This is a genomic window from Pseudomonas sp. AC532 (assembly GCF_979258965.1).
In genome coordinates this window covers 692205-711965 of record NZ_OZ409888.1, presented here as the reverse complement: position 1 = coordinate 711965, position 19761 = coordinate 692205, and the positions used below count along the sequence as shown (strand labels likewise).

20 protein-coding genes and 3 pseudogenes are annotated in these 19761 nt (G+C 58.7%); 7 read left to right on the top strand and 16 right to left on the bottom strand.

The window, feature by feature from the left end; genetic code table 11:
- Nucleotides 1–336 precede the first annotated feature (336 nt).
- Nucleotides 337–1275 (bottom strand): transcriptional regulator GcvA, encoded by a 939-nt coding sequence (gcvA, locus tag ACZ0AV_RS03405; RefSeq protein WP_499149726.1) that lies wholly within the window; start codon nt 1273–1275, stop codon nt 337–339.
- 176 nt (nt 1276–1451) lie between these two features.
- Between gcvA and ACZ0AV_RS03400 the strand changes: the two genes are divergently transcribed.
- The 3 genes from ACZ0AV_RS03400 to ACZ0AV_RS03390 all read left to right on the top strand — a co-directional run bounded on the left by ACZ0AV_RS03400 (nt 1452) and on the right by ACZ0AV_RS03390 (nt 5158).
- On the top strand, nt 1452–2225 hold the full coding sequence (locus ACZ0AV_RS03400) for an SDR family NAD(P)-dependent oxidoreductase (RefSeq protein ID WP_191948621.1): 774 nt from the start codon (nt 1452–1454) through the stop codon (nt 2223–2225).
- A gap of 14 nt (nt 2226–2239) precedes the next feature.
- Entirely contained in the window at nt 2240–2575 is a 336-nt protein-coding gene (locus ACZ0AV_RS03395) for a carboxymuconolactone decarboxylase family protein (protein WP_499149725.1), read from the top strand.
- 660 nt (nt 2576–3235) lie between these two features.
- Nucleotides 3236–5158 carry a HAMP domain-containing methyl-accepting chemotaxis protein gene (locus ACZ0AV_RS03390; protein WP_499149724.1) on the top strand — a complete coding sequence of 641 codons (1923 nt, stop codon included), beginning with the start codon at nt 3236–3238 and terminating at the stop codon, nt 5156–5158.
- Nucleotides 5159–5284: 126 nt separating this feature from the next.
- On the opposite strand, the pseudogene radC (ACZ0AV_RS03385) reads toward ACZ0AV_RS03390, so the two are convergent.
- From radC (ACZ0AV_RS03385) to ACZ0AV_RS03360, 6 genes and pseudogenes are all read right to left on the bottom strand, one after another.
- Nucleotides 5285–5789, bottom strand: a pseudogene (gene radC / locus ACZ0AV_RS03385) (RadC family protein).
- Between the two features lie 279 nt (nt 5790–6068).
- Nucleotides 6069–6380, bottom strand: a complete 312-nt coding sequence (locus ACZ0AV_RS03380) for a hypothetical protein (RefSeq protein WP_499149723.1) — start codon at nt 6378–6380, stop codon at nt 6069–6071.
- Complete coding sequence (locus tag ACZ0AV_RS03375; RefSeq protein ID WP_499149722.1) at nt 6361–8151, bottom strand: tannase/feruloyl esterase family alpha/beta hydrolase; 1791 nt, start codon at nt 8149–8151, stop codon at nt 6361–6363. Before ACZ0AV_RS03375 ends, ACZ0AV_RS03380 begins: the two co-directional genes overlap by 20 nt.
- A gap of 66 nt (nt 8152–8217) precedes the next feature.
- The gene (locus ACZ0AV_RS03370) at nt 8218–8835 is read right to left on the bottom strand and encodes an O-methyltransferase (protein WP_499149721.1); all 618 of its coding nucleotides are present in this window, start codon (nt 8833–8835) and stop codon (nt 8218–8220) included.
- Nucleotides 8836–8858: 23 nt separating this feature from the next.
- Nucleotides 8859–9845: a zinc-binding dehydrogenase gene (locus ACZ0AV_RS03365; RefSeq protein ID WP_499149720.1), complete on the bottom strand. Its 987-nt coding sequence runs from the start codon at nt 9843–9845 to the stop codon at nt 8859–8861.
- Nucleotides 9846–9875: 30 nt separating this feature from the next.
- Nucleotides 9876–10376, bottom strand: a complete 501-nt coding sequence (locus ACZ0AV_RS03360) for a lactoylglutathione lyase family protein (protein ID WP_499149719.1) — start codon at nt 10374–10376, stop codon at nt 9876–9878.
- A gap of 97 nt (nt 10377–10473) precedes the next feature.
- Between ACZ0AV_RS03360 and ACZ0AV_RS03355 the strand changes: the two genes are divergently transcribed.
- Nucleotides 10474–11382 (top strand): LysR family transcriptional regulator, encoded by a 909-nt coding sequence (locus tag ACZ0AV_RS03355; protein ID WP_499149718.1) that lies wholly within the window; start codon nt 10474–10476, stop codon nt 11380–11382.
- A 25-nt stretch (nt 11383–11407) separates the two neighbouring features.
- On the opposite strand, the pseudogene ACZ0AV_RS03350 reads toward ACZ0AV_RS03355, so the two are convergent.
- The 3 genes and pseudogenes from ACZ0AV_RS03350 to ACZ0AV_RS03340 form a co-directional block, all read right to left on the bottom strand.
- Nucleotides 11408–11600: pseudogene (locus ACZ0AV_RS03350) on the bottom strand (DUF3363 domain-containing protein); the annotation flags it as partial.
- Between the two features lie 454 nt (nt 11601–12054).
- Complete coding sequence (locus ACZ0AV_RS03345; RefSeq protein ID WP_499149717.1) at nt 12055–12732, bottom strand: DsbA family protein; 678 nt, start codon at nt 12730–12732, stop codon at nt 12055–12057.
- Between the two features lie 88 nt (nt 12733–12820).
- The gene (locus ACZ0AV_RS03340) at nt 12821–13702 is read right to left on the bottom strand and encodes an NAD(P)H-binding protein (protein ID WP_499149716.1); all 882 of its coding nucleotides are present in this window, start codon (nt 13700–13702) and stop codon (nt 12821–12823) included.
- 107 nt (nt 13703–13809) lie between these two features.
- Between ACZ0AV_RS03340 and ACZ0AV_RS03335 the strand changes: the two genes are divergently transcribed.
- Nucleotides 13810–14229: a winged helix-turn-helix transcriptional regulator gene (locus ACZ0AV_RS03335; RefSeq protein ID WP_499149715.1), complete on the top strand. Its 420-nt coding sequence runs from the start codon at nt 13810–13812 to the stop codon at nt 14227–14229.
- A 65-nt stretch (nt 14230–14294) separates the two neighbouring features.
- On the opposite strand, the gene radC (ACZ0AV_RS03330) is transcribed toward ACZ0AV_RS03335, so the two are convergent.
- The 3 genes from radC (ACZ0AV_RS03330) to ACZ0AV_RS03320 all read right to left on the bottom strand — a co-directional run bounded on the left by radC (ACZ0AV_RS03330) (nt 14295) and on the right by ACZ0AV_RS03320 (nt 15891).
- Nucleotides 14295–14801 (bottom strand): RadC family protein, encoded by a 507-nt coding sequence (gene radC, locus ACZ0AV_RS03330; protein ID WP_499149714.1) that lies wholly within the window; start codon nt 14799–14801, stop codon nt 14295–14297.
- Nucleotides 14802–15277: 476 nt separating this feature from the next.
- Nucleotides 15278–15574 (bottom strand): LasR-specific antiactivator QslA, encoded by a 297-nt coding sequence (locus ACZ0AV_RS03325; RefSeq protein ID WP_499153281.1) that lies wholly within the window; start codon nt 15572–15574, stop codon nt 15278–15280.
- Nucleotides 15575–15621: 47 nt separating this feature from the next.
- Nucleotides 15622–15891 (bottom strand): hypothetical protein, encoded by a 270-nt coding sequence (locus ACZ0AV_RS03320; RefSeq protein WP_499149713.1) that lies wholly within the window; start codon nt 15889–15891, stop codon nt 15622–15624.
- 491 nt (nt 15892–16382) lie between these two features.
- Between ACZ0AV_RS03320 and ACZ0AV_RS03315 the strand changes: the two genes are divergently transcribed.
- Nucleotides 16383–16622 carry a helix-turn-helix domain-containing protein gene (locus ACZ0AV_RS03315; RefSeq protein WP_499149712.1) on the top strand — a complete coding sequence of 80 codons (240 nt, stop codon included), beginning with the start codon at nt 16383–16385 and terminating at the stop codon, nt 16620–16622.
- Nucleotides 16618–16956: pseudogene (locus ACZ0AV_RS03310) on the top strand (IS30 family transposase); the annotation flags it as partial. The gene ACZ0AV_RS03315 and the pseudogene ACZ0AV_RS03310, both read left to right, overlap by 5 nt.
- Before the next feature lie 63 nt (nt 16957–17019).
- Here ACZ0AV_RS03310 and ACZ0AV_RS03305 read toward each other — a convergent pair.
- Genes ACZ0AV_RS03305 through ACZ0AV_RS03295 form a run of 3 tightly spaced genes read right to left on the bottom strand, consistent with a single transcriptional unit; the run spans nt 17020 to nt 19685 of the window.
- Complete coding sequence (locus ACZ0AV_RS03305; RefSeq protein WP_499149711.1) at nt 17020–17916, bottom strand: ComEC/Rec2 family competence protein; 897 nt, start codon at nt 17914–17916, stop codon at nt 17020–17022.
- Between the two features lie 58 nt (nt 17917–17974).
- The gene (locus tag ACZ0AV_RS03300; protein ID WP_499149710.1) at nt 17975–18766 is read right to left on the bottom strand and encodes a hypothetical protein; all 792 of its coding nucleotides are present in this window, start codon (nt 18764–18766) and stop codon (nt 17975–17977) included.
- A 58-nt stretch (nt 18767–18824) separates the two neighbouring features.
- Nucleotides 18825–19685: a helix-turn-helix transcriptional regulator gene (locus ACZ0AV_RS03295; RefSeq protein ID WP_499149709.1), complete on the bottom strand. Its 861-nt coding sequence runs from the start codon at nt 19683–19685 to the stop codon at nt 18825–18827.
- Nucleotides 19686–19761: the final 76 nt, after the last annotated feature.

Below are 19761 nucleotides of genomic sequence, written 5' to 3'. Positions count from 1 at the left end.
CTAAGTCAGCGGCTCGCCGACATTGATGTGGCTGTAGATGTGTCCGCTCAGTCTGATACGTGACCCGGCCAGTTCCGGTAACTCGATTTCAAGTCTGTCTATCGCCATTTGTATCGATGCGGAAAGCTAGAGTGGCGGCGTGTTTAAGACATGCGGTTGGAGCTGCTGCAAGGCCATCCTGCTCGATAGCGGTGAACCGTCCCTTGCGCGTGCGCGCGCAGTCCTCTGCCTGCTGAACGAACCCCTACGTAAAAAGCGCTATAGCGGTACAGGCGCAGCTCAAGAAGTGGCGGAAGGCCTCATCAAGACCGTTGATTCGAGATCCGTGGCGATCGCCTAGCGATCATTTTCTAGAATGCGTTTACCTGCCTCGGTGAGCACCCAGTCGCGAAACTCCCTTACTTTGGGCAGTTCGCTGAACTCAGTCCGATAGACGACGTAGTAGGCCTGTGTCAGCGGACACTCCAAGCCTTTGTCGGCGAAGGGACGGATCAGGCGCCCGGCTGCCAAGTCGTCTCCCACCATCACGCTGCGAGCGAGGGCAAGGCCCTGACCTTCTGCCGCCGCCTGCAGCACCGCCGCCGAGTTATTGACCCTCAGTCCATGATTCGTAGGAATGTGGTTGTAGCCAGAGGCATCCAGCCACATTCGCCAGGTGGGATAATCAGGGTTGTTGGCCATGGTGAGGTCGTGAATAAGCGTGCACGCTGCCAGCGCCTCAGGTGCCAGCATTCCCTGCTGGAGAAGGGGAAAGTCAGGCGAACAGACAGGAAATATCACTTCATCCATCAAGTGGACGGCGGTCAGGCCAGCCCATGTTCCAGCCCCGTAACGCACCCCGATATCGACATGCTCAGTCTGAAAATCGATTGCGCGCGAGTTGGTGTCCAGCAGGACATTGATCGTGGGGTATGCCTGTTGGAACCGCTCGATGCGTGGCAGCAGCCACTTCGATGCAAAAGCGGGACTCACCGTTACGGTCAACTCAGCGCGTGCGCCTGCATCTTTCAGGCGAGCCAGCCCCATGCTCAGTCGATCAAAGCCTTCCCGTATGTCCGGCAGCGCGGCGCGGGCCGCATCGGTGAGCAAGAGTCGCGCAGTTCCACTGCCTAATCGAGTGAACAGCGGCACCTCCAACCAGGACTCCAATGCCCGTACTTGTTGCCCGACTGCCGCGGGCGTGACGTTCAGTTCGGTTGCCGCAGCAGAAAAGCTCTGATGCCGGGCTGCCGCTTCGAAAGCGCGCAGCGCGTTGAGGTGGAGAGTGGCATTCATTGATAGTTTTTCTTTCTTGGTGATAAAGGTTTTCTGCTTTGATATGGCGTATTACCTAGCTAAAGATACGCACCAACAACGCAGGCCCGCAAATAGAAAGTATCAGGTTCCGATCATTTGCAAAGGGCTGCTTTCACACAACATCTTTAGCACTCGGCCAGAGCCGGGGAGAGGTAATGAACAATTTTTCCAACAAGGTAGCGATCGTTACTGGTGGCAGTTCCGGTATCGGAAAAGAGGTTGCCAAGCGTCTGGTCGATGCGGGGGCAGCAGTCGTCATCGGCGGTCGTGACCCTGCAAAGCTTCTCGACGCAGGTCGTGAGATCGACCCGTCTGGAAAGCGGGTGCGCATGTTAGCCGGCGATATCGCCGAACCCGCTAGTGCACAGGCCCTTGTCGCGTTGGCGGTAGAGGATTTCGGCGGGCTGGACATCCTTGTCAGCAACGCCGGTGTTTTCAGTCCCAAACCGTTTCTGGACGTTAGCCCTCAAGAGTACGACTGGTTTCTCGACACGATCTTGAAGGGCAAATTTTTCATGGCGCAGGCCGCTGCCAAGGCCATGCTGACGCGCGGGGGCGGTGCCATCGTACAGACCGGTTCGTTATGGGCAATCCAGGCCATCGGCGCCACGCCGTCTGCCGCGTATTCGGCTGCCAACGCCGGGGTGCATGCGTTAACTCGCAATCTCGCTATCGAGCTGGCCGGATCGAAAATTCGCATCAACACAGTCGCGCCGGCTGTGGTTGAGACCCCGGTTTACGGCACGTTCATGACCGCTGAAGAGGTCAAGGCAGTGCTGCCGACATTCAACGCTTTCCATCCACTGGGCCGCAACGGGCAGCCTTCCGATGTTGCTAAAGCGATCTTATTTCTTGCCTCTGACGAGGCAGCGTGGATTACCGGCACCGTTTTGCCGGTCGATGGCGGCGTCACTGCCGGCCGCAACTGAGAGGGGACAACCAAATGAATGACTGGAACAAGTACTCAACCGAGCTGATGCAAAACGTTGGTCAGTTTGCCAAGCTCGCACCGGACACCATGCGCGGCCTCAATACGATCGGCAGCACACCCGCCAAGCATCTGGAGCCGAAGATTCATGAGCTGATCACCCTGTCTGTAGCGATAAGCACGCGTTGTGACGGCTGCATTGCCGTACATGTGCAGGCTGCGCTGAAACACGGCGCGACCCGTGAGGAAATCGCCGAGGCACTGAGCGTGGCCATCGCGCTGAATGCTGGCGCCGCTCTGGTCTATACGGCGCGCGTCTTTGATGCGGTTTCGGCCTTCGAAAAGCCATGATCAGAGTGCGTTGAGGGCGAGACCCTCAGCGGGCTTTCCGTTACCGAGGTCGAGACGATCAACCTGACAAGCTGTGTTGGTCGTCCCGTCCATGTCTGCAAATGAACAACGGTCAGTCCTTGCGATTAGCCATCGACAGGCTGCCATGCCGGTCCAACGCTAGAGCCATCAACTATTTGCCATGCCGACCGCTTTGATGCTGCGCTACATGGTCTGTTGGCGCTCGGAACTCGGAACTCGGAACTCGGAACTCGGAACTCTCGGTAGATGGTTTCGCTGTTCATTTCGTGAGTTCTGCCCGGAAAAAGGCGAGAACGCTGCGATTCACTGGCTCGTAACTAAATCAATCCCTGCTCGGCAAGACGCGCTGTGCCTTTGCCTGTCACGAAGGTGATACAGCTAGCGGGCATCGCTGAGTGCCAAGGCCTCTTACCGTTTCATCGCTGTCTGAGCGATCTCGGATAAACCAAACACACACTCCCACGTCAATGTGATATCAAGACGCTATGTCTGTTTGGCTCGATCGCTAATTGGGTTAGCAGAGGCAATGAATTTGCATGGAAGCGGCAGGACGCCGTCTCGAAATCGCGCATGGAGTGCGGGCTGGCCATAAAAATAAATCTCCAGCTTTTTGACCTCAACAGCAGCTGGAGAAAATAGATGAATACATGGTTCGGCAATATCAGCATCACCAAGAAACTGGCCTTGGGGTTCGGCCTCGTGCTGTTGCTGACCTCCGCTCTGGCCGTCGTCGGTTGGACCGGGCTGGGCAGCGTCGTGCAGCGCAGTGAGCGCATGACCGACGTTGCCAAGCTTACGGAGGCCCTGACCAATCTGCGCGTCGCGCGCCTGCAATATCTCATTGCCGAAGGCGGAGCAGCGGAGGGCGACGTAGTACAGCAGCGGATCGGGGAGCTCCTCAAAGGCCAGCAGGAAATGTTGCCTAATTTTCGCAACCCTGAGAACCAGCGCGTTCTCAAGCAGCAAATTGAGCGTGTCGGGCAGTATCAGCAGCTGTTCGATAAGACGAAGGCTGCCTTCGCCGCTGCAGATAACGCGCGCACCGAAATGGTCGACCTAGCAGGCCGCGCAGATGAGCTGATTGACCGCATCCGGGAGGAGGTGTCGCGCAATGCCGTTGGCGATGAAGCAGGCTTTGCTCGATACGAGTCCATCTCTCACATCGAGGACGATGTGCAGACCCTTCGTTTGGCTGTGGCCAATTACACAGCCGGCGCTAACATGGGTACGGAGTTGGCTCTGACCCAGCAAATTGAACGCGTGGATAAGGCGCTCGACGATCTGACAACGGTGTTTGCTGGCGCCTACCGCGAACAGATCCAGCAGCTTGAAAGCACCATTGCCACCTACCGCAATTTACTGAGCACCTTCCGTTCAAACACGGACGAATTGGCGAAGTTGCGCGAATCGACGACCGGCCTGGCAGGAGAGCTCGATAAGGGCGGTGACTCAATGCTGGAGATGCAGCAGGCGCTGCGTGATGAAGACAGCAGCAACGCCCGGCAGATGATGATCGCTGCCACCATTCTGGCGCTGCTGGTCGGCGTGCTCGCCGCCTGGTTAATCACTCGTCAGATCGCCCGCCCGCTGAAAGAAACCCTGGAGGCGGTGGAGCGCATCGCAAGTGGTGACCTTACGCAAACGCTGCAGGTCAGCCGCCGTGATGAGCTTGGTGTGATGCAGCAGGGCATCCAGCGCATGGGCAGCACACTGCGCGAGCTAATCGGTGGTATTCGTGATGGCGTCACGCAAATCGCCAGCGCAGCTGAAGAGCTCTCGGCCGTGACCGAGCAGACCAGCGCAGGGGTCAACGGACAGAAGGTGGAGACTGATCAGGTGGCCACTGCCATGCAGGAAATGTCCGCCACGGTTCAGGAAGTAGCACGCAACGCCTCTGATGCATCTCAAGCGGCGTCCGATGCAGATCGAGAAGCCAGCCAGGGTGATCGCGTCGTAGCCGAAGCGGTTGCGCAGATCGAGCGCCTGGCGGCGGAGGTCACGCGGTCCACCGAAGCGATGATCGAACTGCAAAATGAGAGCAAGAAGATTGGCGGCGTGATGGATGTCATCAAGGCTGTGGCTGAGCAGACCAATTTGCTGGCGCTCAACGCGGCTATTGAGGCCGCGCGCGCCGGTGAGGCAGGCCGTGGGTTCGCCGTGGTGGCAGACGAGGTGCGTGGATTGGCACAGCGTACGCAGAAGTCGACCGAGGAAATCGAAGTCCTGGTGGCCGGTTTGCAGAAGGGTACCCAACAGGTGGCAACCATCATGCACGGCAGTCGCGAACTGACCGACAGCAGCGTGGCGCTGACCCGCAAGGCGGGCGATGCGCTGGGGGTGATCACCCGCAAGGTATCCAACATCCAGGCGATGAATCAGCAGATCGCCGCGGCTGCAGAGCAGCAGGGGGCGGTGGCTGAGGAAATCACCCGCAGCGTGGTCAACGTGCGTGACATTTCCGAGCAGACCGCCGAGGCGAGCGAGGAGACGGCAGCATCGAGTATCGAGCTTGCGCGCCTCGGCAACCAACTGCAGATGATGGTCAGCCATTTCCGCGTGTAATTTGCCTGGCGGGTGCGTCTTGGCCTTACTTGGACTCATACCGGAGCGGGTAACCCGCGGCCCGCTCTGGCCCCCAGCAGGGCATGTAACACCGTCAGCAAAAAAGGGGCCGAAGCCCCCTGCAGTTCAGAGCAATCCCTGTTCGGCAAACGACACCGTGCGTTGGCCTGCCACGATGATGTAATCCAGCGAGCGGACGTCGACGAGTGCCAAGGCTTCTTTGAGCCGTGCGTCAGTGTCTTGTCTGCCTGGCTTGGCTCCGGATTTCCACTGGAGTGGTTGTGCGCGTAAATCACTGCAGCCGCGTTCGCACGCAGTGCCTCCTTGACCACTTCGCGCGGTAGACAGAGGCGCTATCGATAGTGCCGCGGAAGATCTCGACGTAGTCGATCAGCCGGTGCTTGGCATCGAGGAACAGTGCGGCAAACACCTCGTGTTCGAAACCTGCCAACTTGGCGATCAGGTACTCTTTGACCAGCTCCGGTGATGTGAACGCTTCACCTCGTTGAATCTTCTGATCGATCACCTTGCGAGCTGCTGCCAGGATCTGCTCGGCAGTGGCTGGCGCGTAGCGACCCTGCTCGTCGCGAACCAGCAGGGAGGATTCAAAGGCAAGAGTAAGCTGCGACACGATCTTCTCCAGTTGCAAGGGCGGAATTGCCCGGAACCGGCATAAGCACGGTGCAGCGCAGCAGTCAGGGGGCCACAGCCGGCCCAGCCGCAAGCGCGCGAAGCGCGAGCAGCCCTTGACGGCGAGAACGCCGTGATAGGGTCAGAGGAAACAGCAAGACCGTTATTCCACCGATCTCACAGGCGCCACCAGCAAGCGCAGCGCGCAGGCTTCAAAAGAGCCGCCTTTCCAGGCCGAGGCCGCGGCGTCGTAGCGCAAACAAGGCGTCTGATTCAACGGTTAGCCATCCGGGAACTGCCTGGCACAGTCCGCCTCCGTGGCCGGGACGGCCATACCGTTGACTAGGAAGCGGCCCGCTGCGATCACGGCAGGTACGCCGGCAGCCGCGCTGCCTTGGCCGAAGTATTGGTCGTAGCGGGTGTTGGTTACCGACGCGCCCTCGCTGCCGATGCCCAGCACGATGGCCTTGAGCAGGGTCCTGTCGGTATGCGCGCCGCAGCCGTGGCACTGCAGCCGATGAGGGCCATCGAACCGAACAGCAGCATCAGCCGGGCGGCCAAGCGCTTGCCGGTCATTGCGCAGCCGCCTCATACGGCGCGAAGAAATCGCTGCCGGCCCAGTCGGGCATGGCGAAGTCCATGGCTGGGCCACGTATGAAGCTCGACGCCTGGTTCTGGTCGCCCTTGAGGTTCCAGGCGGCGATGTAGGGCCATGGATAAACCGGGCGGCTGCGCTCGACCGCGGCTGTCGAGGCGGCCGTCGGCCCGAGCGCGGCAGCCTGTGCACCGGGCGTTGCGGGCGGGCGCTGGCCCACGCCACCAGGGCGTCCGCTGGCGCCGCGCGGCGCGCCGAAATCGCTGGCTTCGGCCTGCGCCGGCTGGCGCGCTTCGATCGCATCCGGTGCCGCAGCGCCCTCGACCCAAGCCATCATTGGTGTCAGCAGGTCGATCTGGTGCGGCCCTTCGCCATTACTGCAATGGTACAGGCCGGGTAAGACGTACAGGCGCGCGAAGCTGTCGGTACGTTCGGGGCCCATCAACTGTCGCACGGCCATGTAGTAGGCGATGCTGTTGAGCGGCGAGATGTGCGGATCAGACCAGCCGTGCCAGACGATCAGCTTGCCGCCCCTGCTGGCGAAGGCCGACAGATCGGGGTTGGTGGCGTCGAACAGGCGATGGCGCGCGCGCAGCAGATCGAAGGTGGCCAGGTCGAAGCGAATGTCGGCCAGGGTGAAGCCGTTCGGCGGATCGGCCTCGAAGGCCATGTTGCGCAGTACCGGCAGGCTGACCTTCTCGCTGAAGATCGTGTCGCTGGCCGACTGCGGCACATAGACGCCGGCCCAGGACAGTTCCGAGCCGGGCTGCGGCCCACCGGCAGTCAGCGCCTTGCCGGTCGCGGCATCGCGCGGGCCGTCGTAGAACTTGCGTGCCACCTCCACCTCGGCTGCAGTCAGGCAGGCGGCGGTATCGGCCGTATCGGCTGGGCATTGCACCGCCGCCGGGTCGAAGCGGCAGGCCATCGGGTTGGCAATCAGCCCATCCCCCAGCCCGTCGAGCGTGTCGCAGGCGGCGAGCGCGCCCTGGTGCAGGATCGGAAGGCGCTCGGCCAACAGGATCGGCTTGCCGTCCGCGCCGGTGTTGGCACGGGCCTGCCAGGTATGGAAGACGGCGTTTTGCGCCATGAAGTTCAGCGCACCGGCACCGGCGATGATGCCGTCGAAATCCTGAGGGTAGCGTTGCGCCTCGACCAGCGCCTCGCGGCCGCCGTCCGAGCAGCCGGTGAAATACGCGTATTGCTGTGGCTGGCCGTAGAACGCCTGGATGAGCGCCTTGGCGGCAAGCGCGGTCAGGTGCTGGGCGCGGTGGGCGAAGTCGGCGCGCTTGAGCGGATCCTTGCCGAATGAACCGTCCTGATCCTGATGGCCCATGTCGGTGGCGGCCAGCACGAAACCGCCGCTGTTCAACGGCGCGCAGCCGTCGGCGGCACCGACGTTGCCGGCGATGCTGCCGCACAGCCCGCCGCAACCGATCTGCAAGTAGCGCTGCGTCCAGCTTTCGGTCGGCAACTGCACGGCGAAGTTGATCGCAGGGGCGAGCGTGCCTTCGACCGCGCAGACCGCCGTGCCGGCCCGATTGGTGGTCTCGACGGCGGCGGTGATGCGGCTGCCCGCACCTCCAATGGCGGCCAGATCGAAGCCCGCCAGATCGGCGCAGGCGGTCTTGGCCGTAACCACGCCGAGCGCGACAGCGTCGGCCTCGGGCCGGGTGGCGATGTCCGCCGGCGCATTGGCGTTGGCCGTGACCAGTGCGGCCAGCGTCAGTGATGCGAGCCAAGAACGGTTGTGTTTCGGATAACTGGGCATGGATGGGAATCCTAGTGTCGTGCGTACGGCCGATCGGTACGAAGCGGGGAACGAAAACACGGCGCGTCAGCCTGGTTCGTATCGGCTGACCTCGATGCCGGTGCCGACTGCCAGTAGGACACTGGTGATGCCGGGTTTGGCGCGGATCGCACAGCCGTATGCGCGCACGTCCTCGCTGCCGGGACGGATCATGTTGTCGGCGACGATGATGGCGCCGGGATTGAGCCTGGGATAGAACGCCTCCAGGCACGGCACGTACAGATCCTTCCACAGGTCGACGAAGACGAAATCCACCTTGCCCGGAATTTCGTCGATCATCTGCACTGCGTCGCCGACCTTGAAGTCCACGTGGGCGGCCAGGCCGGCCTGCTCGGACATCGCCTGTGCATGGGCCGATTTGTAGCTGTGCAATTCCATCGTCACCAGCCGTCCGCCCCGAGCGCGTGCCGCCTCGGCCAGCCAGATGGCCGAGTACCCGAAGGAGGTGCCCAGTTCCAGGATGGTCGGCGCCTCCAAGCCGCTGGCCAATATGTTGAGCAACCGGCCGGTCTCTGGTCCGATGGCGCGCATGCGCTGATCCGCGCCACCATCGCGTCGATCGGGGGGCTCGACCCGGGGCAGGCCGCGTTCGTCGCGTATCCGGGCGTGGTACAGCTCCAGCACTTCGACGACACTGGCATCCATGGGGCTCTCCTTTTCTGTAAACGTTAACGAATCTGCACCAGGGCTTTGCCGGAGAAGTTCCGGTGCCGCAGGTCTTCCAACAGCTGCGCCAGCTCGTCGAAGCCGCGCAATACGCGCGCCTCCGCGTGCAGGCGTCCCTCGGCGATCTCGTTCAGCATCCGTTCTCCGGCGGTGGTCAGGTGCTGCCATGCCGTGTCGTCGCCGTGCACATGCAACGCACCTAAGGCCACCTCGTGCATTGACAGGGTGAGGCCGAATGGGGGGCACGGCCATCCGGGCACGCGATCCTGGATGCAGACCAAGTGGCCGTTGGCCCGCAGCGCCGTGGTCATGCGTTGGGCATGAGCGTCGCTGACGGCGTCGATCACCGCATAGAAGTGTCGGCCGCCGTCCCAGGCGTGCCCATCGGCCAGCGGCCCGGTGAGACATTCACGCGCGCCCAGCGCAAGCAACCGTTCGTGGTGGCGGGTATGGGCCATCGCGCTCACCACAAAGCCGCGGGCCGCGGCCAGTTGCACGAGGTACTGCCCAACCGCACCGCCGGCGCCGCTGACCAGTAGATGTTGGTCGGGCTGCACCGGCACTTTTTCGATGGCTAGCCACGCAGTCAGCGCCGGGCACGGAATGCTGGCGGCCACCTCGAAAGACAGCCCGTCGGGCAGTCGCAGCAGCGCACGCGCAGCCACTGGTGCGTACTCGGCGAAACTGCCATGGCCGTGCAGGCTGGTGTGGTAGGCCACGCGGTGGCCCAGCCATTTGGTGGGTACACCCTCGCCGACGGCAACTACCTCACCAGCACCATCGACGCCGGGGATATGGCCCGGTTGCCAATCGACCAGCCCGCCGCCGAGCACCTTCCAATCAACCGGGTTCATTCCGATCACGGCATTGCGCACCAACACCTCACCAGCCGCCGGCGGCTGCAGCGACACCTGCTCCAGCGCCAGTTCCAGCGGTTCGGCGCTGCCTTGCCAGCGCCATGCGCGGAAGTGGGCGGGCAGCGAGGACAACGATCCGTTATGCATGCGAGCGTCCTCCGCTTACTGGTAGGCGCCGGCCGAATAGGTCAGCTCATAGCTATGGCTGTAAATTTCAAGGATGTTGCCGAACGGGTCTTCCGTGTAGACCATGCGGTACGGCTTCTCGCCAGGGAAATACTCGCGCACCGGCATGCGCTGCTTGCCGCCTGCCGCCACGATCTTCGCGGCCAGACCTTCGACGTCCGGATCTTGTACGCAGAAGTGGAATACCCCGGTCTTCCAGTATTCGAAGTTGTTGGCCGGCTTTTCGGCATTGGGGAACTGGAAGATTTCCACGCCGATGCGGTCGCCAGTGGACAGATGGGCGATGCGGAACGAGCCCCAGCCGGCGCCGAAAACGTCGGTGCACATCACGCCGATGGCGCTTTCGTCCTCGCTGATGGTGGTCGGCGGCATGACCAGATACCAGCCCATGACCTCGGTATAGAACTTGACGGCGGCGTCCAGGTCGGTCACCGACAGGCCGATGTGCGAAAAACTGCGAGGGTATGTCAGAGACATGGCGATGGCCTTTTGGCAGAAAGAATCTCCGCAAGCGTAGGCGTATACGACCGATGTTTGGTCTAATGAAACCTTATCAATTGGATAAGAGTTCGTTATGACGAATCCGAACTGGCTGCGCTCCTTCGTTGCCCTGGTCGAAACAGGGGGCTTCACGCGTGCGGCAGATCGGTTGGGTTTGACACAGGCCGCGGTCAGCCAGCATGCACGTCATCTGGAGGAAGAACTCGGCCCCTTGTTGATCCGCCGTCCCCGGCAGATCGAACTGACTCCCGCAGGCATGGCGTTGCTGGAATACTGCAACGAGATCGAACTGGCCGACAAGCGCCTGAAACTTCGCCTGTCCGATGCCAATGTGCGCAGCGGGGAAATCAGCCTCATCACGCCCGGCAGCGTGGGGCTCGCCCTCTATCCGCTGCTGCTGACCTTGCAGCAGTCCCATCCGGGGTTGGTCATCCGTCATCGCTTCGCTCCCGATCCTGAAACTCGCGATGGCGTGCTGAGCAAGCAATACGAAATGGGCCTGGTCACGCTCAAGCCTGACGACCCGCGACTGGTCGCCACGTCATTCATCGAGGAGCCGTTGGAACTCGTCGTGCCGGCCGGTGCGGCCGTGGAGGGTTGGGAGGATCTGGAGCGGCTGGGCTTTATCGACCATCCTGACGGCCAGGCGATGGCCACCCGCCTGCTGGTGCGTCACTATCCGGGTAACCCCGGAATCCGCAACGTGTCCTGCAATGGCTTCAGCAATCAGATCGCGCTGATCCTCGAACCGATAGCCCGTGGCCTGGGTTTCACCGTGATTCCCCGGTACGCGCGCCAAGCCTTCGAACAGACCGATGCCATCCGGGTCATCGAGTGTGGCAAGCCGGTGGTCGATACGCTCTGGCTGATCCACCGGGCGGAATGGCCGCTATCGGCCCGTGCGACCTGGGTGCTGGAGCAACTTAGGAAGATGTCGCCGTTCGATCAGCGACGAGGAGGGCAGCGGCACGAGGTGGCCTGAGCGATCAGATCATTCCGAGCTGCTATCACAAGGACGGCTCTCGTTGTCGCCCAACCTGCCATGACACGCCGCCGCGCACTTTGGCGGCGATCTGCTCGCCAAGACGCTGCTCGATCATCGACCGCCACGGCACCAGGCATGAATCCCATGCCGTCATCGAGCATCGCATATCGTCCGCTGACAAGCATGACCGAACGCCGGTAGATACCAGCCACGCGCTAAGATCGAGCGTGGCGAACGCATGCCCACGCTCGCGATCATCTTCAAGATCGGTGGCGCGCTCGGCTATAGTACCGCCGTACCGATTGCCTCGACAGTAGACTAACTCGCTGGGTTCGTAACGTAAGCCGCCGGCGTTGGGCACCACGCCGCATTGGAGTTCAATTACTCGACGACCGGGGCTGCAAAGGCGGCGACCACGTGGTGACAGGGCCGCGGCAAGGCGCGCGTAATCACAGGTCTGTGCGACCGTTTCATCACCCGCCATAGCGAGGGCCTCGCCATCCCCCATATGGTGAACTGGCCTGAACTACTCGGAATCATCCATCGTCGACAATGCCCGCACCATGCCGTTCAGGACCGCATTGACATTCTGCGAGCGTCGTTCTGATTCCATCATGTCCAAGGCGTCGCGGAAGGCCCTGAACGTAGTCTAGCAGGTCGCGCCCGCCTCTAAGCAGGCGCGTGCTCCAAGAGCGAGGTGAGGAGCACCTTGAACTCATCGGGCTTGCCATACAGCGGCTCATGCTGGAGCCGGGCGAACCGACCTGCACGCTCCAGAACGAATGTCGGAAAACCGTGCAAACCGAACTGATGCATCATCTCCTGAGACGTTTCGATGTGTTCAGCGACCGATGCCGATTCGTATTGGGTGCGGAATTCGCTTTCGGTTAGCCCGATGCTTGCGGCGATATCAGCAAGGACGTTTACATCGACGACGCGGCGGCCATCTACGTAATGAGCCTTCTGAATCGCAGCGATCATAGGGAACGCCAGGCTCTCCGCCATCGTCTCCGCAGCCAGCACCGCCGCGATCGTCGGTGGCGAATGCCAGATCGAGTCGGGATGATCGAGCAGGCCGTCGAGATAGGCTGGACCGAAAATTTGACCCGTGAGGTCGTGAATTCGACCATCGGCGACCCGGATTTGCTTGCGCTTCGCTTCCGGCAACCGCACCGGGTTCGGGATCAGGCCGCCGCCGTGCAGTTTGATCCGCAGCCTGGGAATGTCCCGCGCGACCTCGATGAGCGACTCCGCCGCGTAACACCAGCCACACAGGGGATCATAGAAATAGTGGAGAACGGGGTCTGATCCTCGTCCACCCTCATGGTTCGTTATCTGAGCGTTCATTACGTGTGCAATTCTCGTTGTAGGGTTATGACGCCGGTTTCGCTCCTGTTGCATGCCATAAACCCCAGGAGCATTACCGGCGTGCCCGTTATGCTGTTTGGAGCAAGGTAGGGGCCACCCGACGCAGGATCGTCAGACCGTCATCCGCAGGCTGCCCTGTGAGACGTTCAATATGCCCAGATGCTTCGGAATACAGACCCTGCCGAATGGCCTCGGCCATGCCGACCATGCTTTCCACCAGGAATGGCGGCAGACCGGCAGCCAAAAGTCCAGCAGCATAGGCCTCAGGCGAACAGTCGTCGTGCGGGATTGTGCGACCGACCGCTTCCGACAGAGCCGCCGCGACATCGGCATAGGAGTAGGCGACAGGCCCGGTCAGCTTGTAGATCCGCTGCGCATGATCGTTCGTCGCGATGAGCACGGACAGCGTATTGGCTAGATCGGTGCGGGTGGCAAAGGCCACGCGACCGTTGCCCGTCGGCATCGAGAGCTTGCCGGTTGCGAGAGCACCCTTTGCGAACAGCAGGTTCAATTCGGCGTAAGCGGTATGGCGCGCAATTGTGTGCGAGAGCCCGCTGTCGGCCAGATACGCTTCTGTGTCGCGGTGGACAGTTGTGAACGGAAAGGGCGAGTTCGGCGTCATGGCATCCAGAACACTCGTGTAGACGATGTGCTGCACACCCGCACGCTTGGCACCGTCGATCGCGTTGCGCTGCTGCTGCTGTCGCACGTCAACCGGCGCATTGCCCGAGATGATCAAGACGGTGCGTGCGCCATCGAACGCTCGTGCCATGCTGTCGCTATCCGAGTAATCGGAGTCGCCCCGGATGGTGATGCCCTGCGCTGCGAGGTCAGCGGCCTTGTCCGCATCGCGAACGCTGACCGCAAAGTGAGAAGGATCGATGCGCTTGCGCAAGGCGGCGACGACCGCCCGGCCCAATTGTCCGTTTCCACCTGTGATAACAATCATGCCAATATTCCTTCAGTACTAGAGTGCTGAAAGGAACTTGCCCTAATTCGCTTGGGCAGGGAAGAACGCACGTGGCGATGCCTAAGGCACACCAGGGGAACCGATAAATGCTCGAGCATCTGGGAACATCATCTTCTGACGGCAAGGATATGTCCTCGCCTTCCCGCGCGAACCCCGTGCCTACATGGGAGGGTTCCTGCCCTGTGCGGGACATTCTCGACCGCCTCGGTGATGCGTGGAGCGTGCTGGTCGTTCTTCAGTTGGAAGCCGGGCCATGCCGCTTCAATGCGATGAAGCGCCAAGTGCCGGGCATCTCGCAGCGGATGCTGACGGTGACGCTGCGCCACTTGGAACGGGACGGTCTGGTGACCCGTGAAGTCTTCCCGACAAAGCCTCCATCGGTGGAATACACACTCACAGCGCTCGGCTTCTCACTGGGCAAAGCCCTTCAGCCTTTGACCGCTTGGGCATTCGAGCAGCAAGGGGTCGTGAACGCAGCCCGGCAAGTCTTCGATCAACGTCCATAGACGAAAAGCACTGCGCACATCTGACCTACAGCGCAGCAAAAAAGGGGACCGAAGCCCCCTGCAGTTCAGAGCAAACCCTGCTCGGCAAACGACACCGTGCGTTGGCCTGCCACGATGATGTGATCTAACGAGCGGACGTCGACGAGTGCCAAGGCTTTTTTGAGCCGTTGCGTCAGTGTCTTGTCTGCCTGGCTTGGCTCTGGATTTCCACTGGGGTGGTTGTGCGAGAAGATCACTGCGGCGGCATTTGCACGCAGTGCTTCCTTGACCACTTCGCGCGGGTATACAGAGGCGCTATCAATAGTGCCGCGGAAGATCTCTACGTAGTCGATCAGCCGGTGCTTGGCATCCAGAAACAATGCCGCAAACACCTCGTGTTCGAAACCTGCCAGCTTGGCGATCAGGTACTCCTTGACCAGCTCCGGTGATGTGAACGCTTCACCTCGTTGCATCTTCTGATCGATCACCTTGCGAGCTGCTGCCAGGATCTGCTCGGCAGTGGCTGGCGCGTAGCGACCCTGCTCGTCGCGAACCAGCAGGGAGGAGTCAAAGGCGAAAGTAAGCTGCGACATGATCGTTCTCCAGTTGCACGGGCGGAATTGCCCGGAACCGGCACAAGCACGGTGCAGCGCAGCAGTCAGGGGGCCACAGCCGGCCCTGCCGCAATCGCGCGAAGCGCGAGCAGCCCTTGACGGCGAGAACGCCGTGATAGGGTCAGAGGAAACAGCAAGACCGTTATTCCACCGATCTCACAGGCGCCACCAGCAAGCGCAGCGCGCAGGCTTTACCCAGCCAAAACGCACAAGGCGTATTGGCGAGCAGCAGGCATGCCCCACGGCATCCACAAAATCGCGAAGGCGGCAGGCGAGCGCTCGCGACTTGCCGCAGCCCACGGCGGGCTGGCAGGTCGTTGCCAGCAAACGTCCAGCGCTGAGCTAACGAAGCGCGGGCAGGCCTTGCGCCCATACCACAAACCCCGCTAGTCCAGAACCTGCCTTTCCGGCGTGAGAACAGATCGATCGAACAGCCATCTGACATCGACTCAGGGTCAGCCGTGACAACATGCCTCAAGCACAGGCTCTGCCTTCCTCTGAACGATGTAGTCACCAGACGTACAGCGAATCTCGGGCTGAGTGCTGCCTTGGCCAGACCGCAGGCGCTGATGGATGCGACTCAGAAAGCCCACTTCAAAGGCGCGCCTCTCAATGGCCCGCGGCAGCAGATCGCGCTCTGCGATCATCGCTGCCCAGAGCCAGCCGCTACGGGAGCAGTCGAGCCAAGTGTGCGCCAGCTTTACGCCTTGATCGAACGCATCACTGCAGTCAGCGGCCCACTGAATCTCCATGCCAGGGTGACCATCGTGAGGCGGCAGACATGTCGTGAAGTCCTTACTCATCCCGCACCTCCTCGCACTTCAGAAAGCGCGCGGCGATACAGAACGACCATCTCGTCCAGCAGATCCAAAGCCGAGTAAGCCGTGATGCGCACACGCAGATTCTCCGGCTGCAAGCCTTCAGGCTCAGCCAGTTGATCCAGCAGATTACCGAGCATGACTGCTCGCGTCTCGGCAGCGGCTTCAGAGGGTAGGGGAGAGCGTTCAGATTCATGCAGCGGGCTGGGCCGCAGCGGAAAAGGTATTACACAGGGTTCGAGCTCAGCCATGGCGCACCTCCAGATCAGAAGTGAACAGCAAGACCGAAAGCCCAAGGCGGAGCTCTTGGGTAAAAAGGAGGTAGCGCATTATCCTTCTGCTCCTTGGTTCGATTAAGGAGCCGCCACCAATCGTTGCTACACGATATGGAGGCGGACCGCACGGGGGTAGCAAACCGGGAACCAAGGGAACCGGCCAGGCCTAAGCCTGCCCCGTACGGCCCGCCATAGATACGCGATAACACAATGTTTACACACTGGTTATGCGTTATGACGTTGCCACGTCTTGGTATCTCAGGTTGCTACACCCGGTCGCGGGATTTACCACGACGAGCGCAGTCTAGCCCGTGGGTTTTGGCAGGGCAACATACTGTGGCGTAGTAGGGCATAAGCCGTAGTAGAAGCGGTGGCGCCCACCACATCGAAAGTGACCGCTTTCGGCTGCGGATTCAATTGGTCAACGCAACACCATAATTCCTGCGTAAGCAGGAGGAGTGTTGCAGATGAAGCAAGGACCTCGAATCTATTACACCGAAAGCCAGAAGGCGTTGATCTGGGAGCACTGGAGAGAGGGAGATTCTCTCCAGCAGATCGCCCAGCTCTTTGATTGCAACCACTCCTCAATACAGCGTATTTTGGCGCAGACAGGAGGGATACGACCGCCGATACGTAAACGCTCAAGGCTCGCGCTTACGATGGCAGAGCGTGAGGAAATATCGAGATCTCTCGTTGTAGGCCATTGATGCGCTTATAGAAAACGCTCAGAAACTACCTCAAGAGCTTTATCGATCTCTGACTTGGGATCGAGGCAAAGAGATGGCTGCGCACAAGCGATTTACCATGGCAACGAACATCCAAGTCTACATCTGCGACCCCAAATCCCCATGGCAACGTGGCTCAAACGATAATACGAATGGACTGTTGAGACAGTACCTTCCCCAAGGCATGAATCTCTCTGAGTACTCTCAAGACAAGCTCGATGAGGTAGCGAGACGATTGAATGAGCGACCACGTGAAACACTCGACTTTGCGACTCCTGCCGAGTGCTTAAATCATTACGTTGCGCCGACCGGTTGAATCCGCCAAAGTAAATTAAGGCGGTTGTCAAATGGGGTAACCACCTCATGGCAGCCTACTGAATTAAAGTGTGTATTCAGTCTCAACCGCTAATGAGCCGATGTATCCGGGGTACGCACGTTTCCCTAGATCATCAAGATAATCGCGCTCATACTTTTCATTCGTAACATAGATGTCAACCATGTCATCTACGCAATCCATTGTAATGTGACCCGCCCTTGTCTGGGTAATCACATTATAGCCTGTATAATAGTGAAGGTGCCGCGATGGCGCCTCACCAATTACAATGATCTGCGGATCAAGTTTTTCAAGCCAAGAGTCTGGAATCTTGCCGGATGCTCTACCATGATGAGAGGCGAATACGACTGTTGTTTTTGTTAGCTCGATATCATCAAAAATACTTTCCATGAAGTCGGTTTCTAGATCACCCAACCAAAGGAAACTTGCCCCGCCACTGACAGAGTATCTCAATACACATGAAACATTATTGAAGCTTTCACCAGCGTCGCATTTACGCAGAGCTTCCTTGAAAACGGCGTTAGAGGTATCCGGCCAAAGGATCTGCAAACCGGAAGATCCGCGTTCCTCATCACCTTGGTTTAGCCACTTCCGCTTTGAACCTTTTTCGAGAAAAAAAGCCTTACCTCCGTCTCTCAGGGCACAATAATGAAGAAATGAATCTGTTAGATCTGGCTTTTGAGCCTTATTTTTTACGCAATAAAAATTTGCAATAGGAAACTTTTTATCGAGCTTTTCGATGCCTTTGAAGTGATCTTCATCCGGATGAGTGCAGATAAAGCGTCGCATACTTTTGGTTTTTGACACTTCCTTGAGCTCGGCGATAATCTCATCAGAATTTTCAGTGCTCAGATTACAATCAATCATAGTGAAATTATCACCGCCATGAAGAATGTAGAACATATCGCCGTTACCAACGGATAAACTTTTTATCGTGGGCATTTTGCCTCCATGCATAATTATAATTGACTACTGCTTCTAAAAATAAATCCGTATGAGCCTACGGCTCCACATGGGCTTGGGCTGGTTTCTTTCTTGACCTCGGATTTGGTAAGGAGCCAAGGCACTCGAACAGGCGCTCCGCGTAGACAAATCCCATCCGCTTTACAGCATCCTTGTCGAAATAAAATAACCAGGCCATCAAAAGTGACCCAGAAATAAGAACTGTGAGCCCTGCTGCAAGCCCTAGATCTGCCAAATGAGTCGGCTCAAAATGAGGCGGTTCGACCCGAATTATTCCCCCAATCAGTCCGCCGTATCCTAATCCGCAGAGGCAAGACAGAATTCCTACGGCCTTCATCGCGACCATATTTCGATGAAAGCCATATGCGATGTTTTCTTTCAGTAGGAGATTTTTATTGCCACGAGTTAATTCCCTGAGGCGCTTAGTCGCACCAATATAGATATCATCAGCTTTAGCAGGATCCGATTTTTCGTCCTGTTCGCTAGGCATCTCAATCCCTAGTTTTGACGATATCTGTTGGTGATATCTTTGCTTACTGACGCTATCCAAGAATTTATCACTATGACGCAAAGCTAGAGTCGTAGGCATTCCGCCCCATTTCTTTAGCAGCTTTTCCTCCAGCTTTTTTCCTCGACCACGAGCAACGCTCCCCAACGCGTAGATCGCACCACATCCAGCCAAAAGTCCAATGACACTGGTAAGTACCGGATGTTTAGCTCCATAAACGCAGAGCAAAGGCACAAGCAGCGGTAAGGAAACCAAAAGCCCTGGTATCACTCTAGCCTTTCGTTCGTAAGGATCTTTCACCATCTCTAATATCGCAACCATGTTTAATCCATTAGTTAGATTTGCAAATATCGGTCTGAATCATTGTATGTGGGCTAAATTACTCACCCAACCATTCCTGACATTCTTGCGGATTGAGAAGCACCAATTGATGTGCCTTGGGATCAGGATTTTGGTTTCTGAGACCAAGTTTTTGTAGAAGATACCAAAGCTGAGATTGCCGGGTGGTCAACGTACTTTGACCATCCTGCATTCCGTAATCCAGCTCGATTGCACGACGCCGCCCCTCGTCTAACTCAGTATTTGCTCCAATTATCACCTGTACATAGGTATGCCATAACTTATCGAAAGGCGGCATGGAAGGCAGATCTTTTGAAACTAGCGAAAGTATTCTTGCGAGAACAAAATCTATGTGTTGGTTACGTCTGAAGCAATAGGCCCGTACATGCCATCTATAGCCGTCAAACCCTAATGCATGTGGAGCAATAGTCCTGATGGTTGGATCCGGCCCACTCATTGATTGGTAATTAATTTCAAGCGCTTCCTGGCGCTGGATAGCTCGAAGAATTTTAATCAGCGCCGGCTTATCGACGAGACGGATAGGGTTAGGCACCGAATCCATCGGGGGGGCCCAACCGATGAAGCTTTCAGCTTCATCAATTACGCCCATCTCCCGTGCAAGAAGCTCGTCCAGATAACGCAATCCATCATCAGGAGCAAATTTCGGGGTGAATGCATCCGTGGCCACATAGGCCTTAACGGTTTTGTCATAGACCGCATTTCCTGGTGCTTGCTCCAGATAGCTAGCAAAGTCTAAAGAAGCCTGTGGAGCAGAAATTCCAAAGAAATCTAGCAGATCAGCCCGGTTCACCCTTCCTTCCCACAAAAGCCTGAAGTCAATGAACTCCAAGCGGCGCATCTGCCCCCAGCGGCCTGCCTTTTTCGGTAGTTGGTCAGTCATTTTTTCTGCCTAGCGCAATGAATGATGCAATTGTAACACTACTAAAAAGTAGACCCATCTAGTTTTTATGGGTACC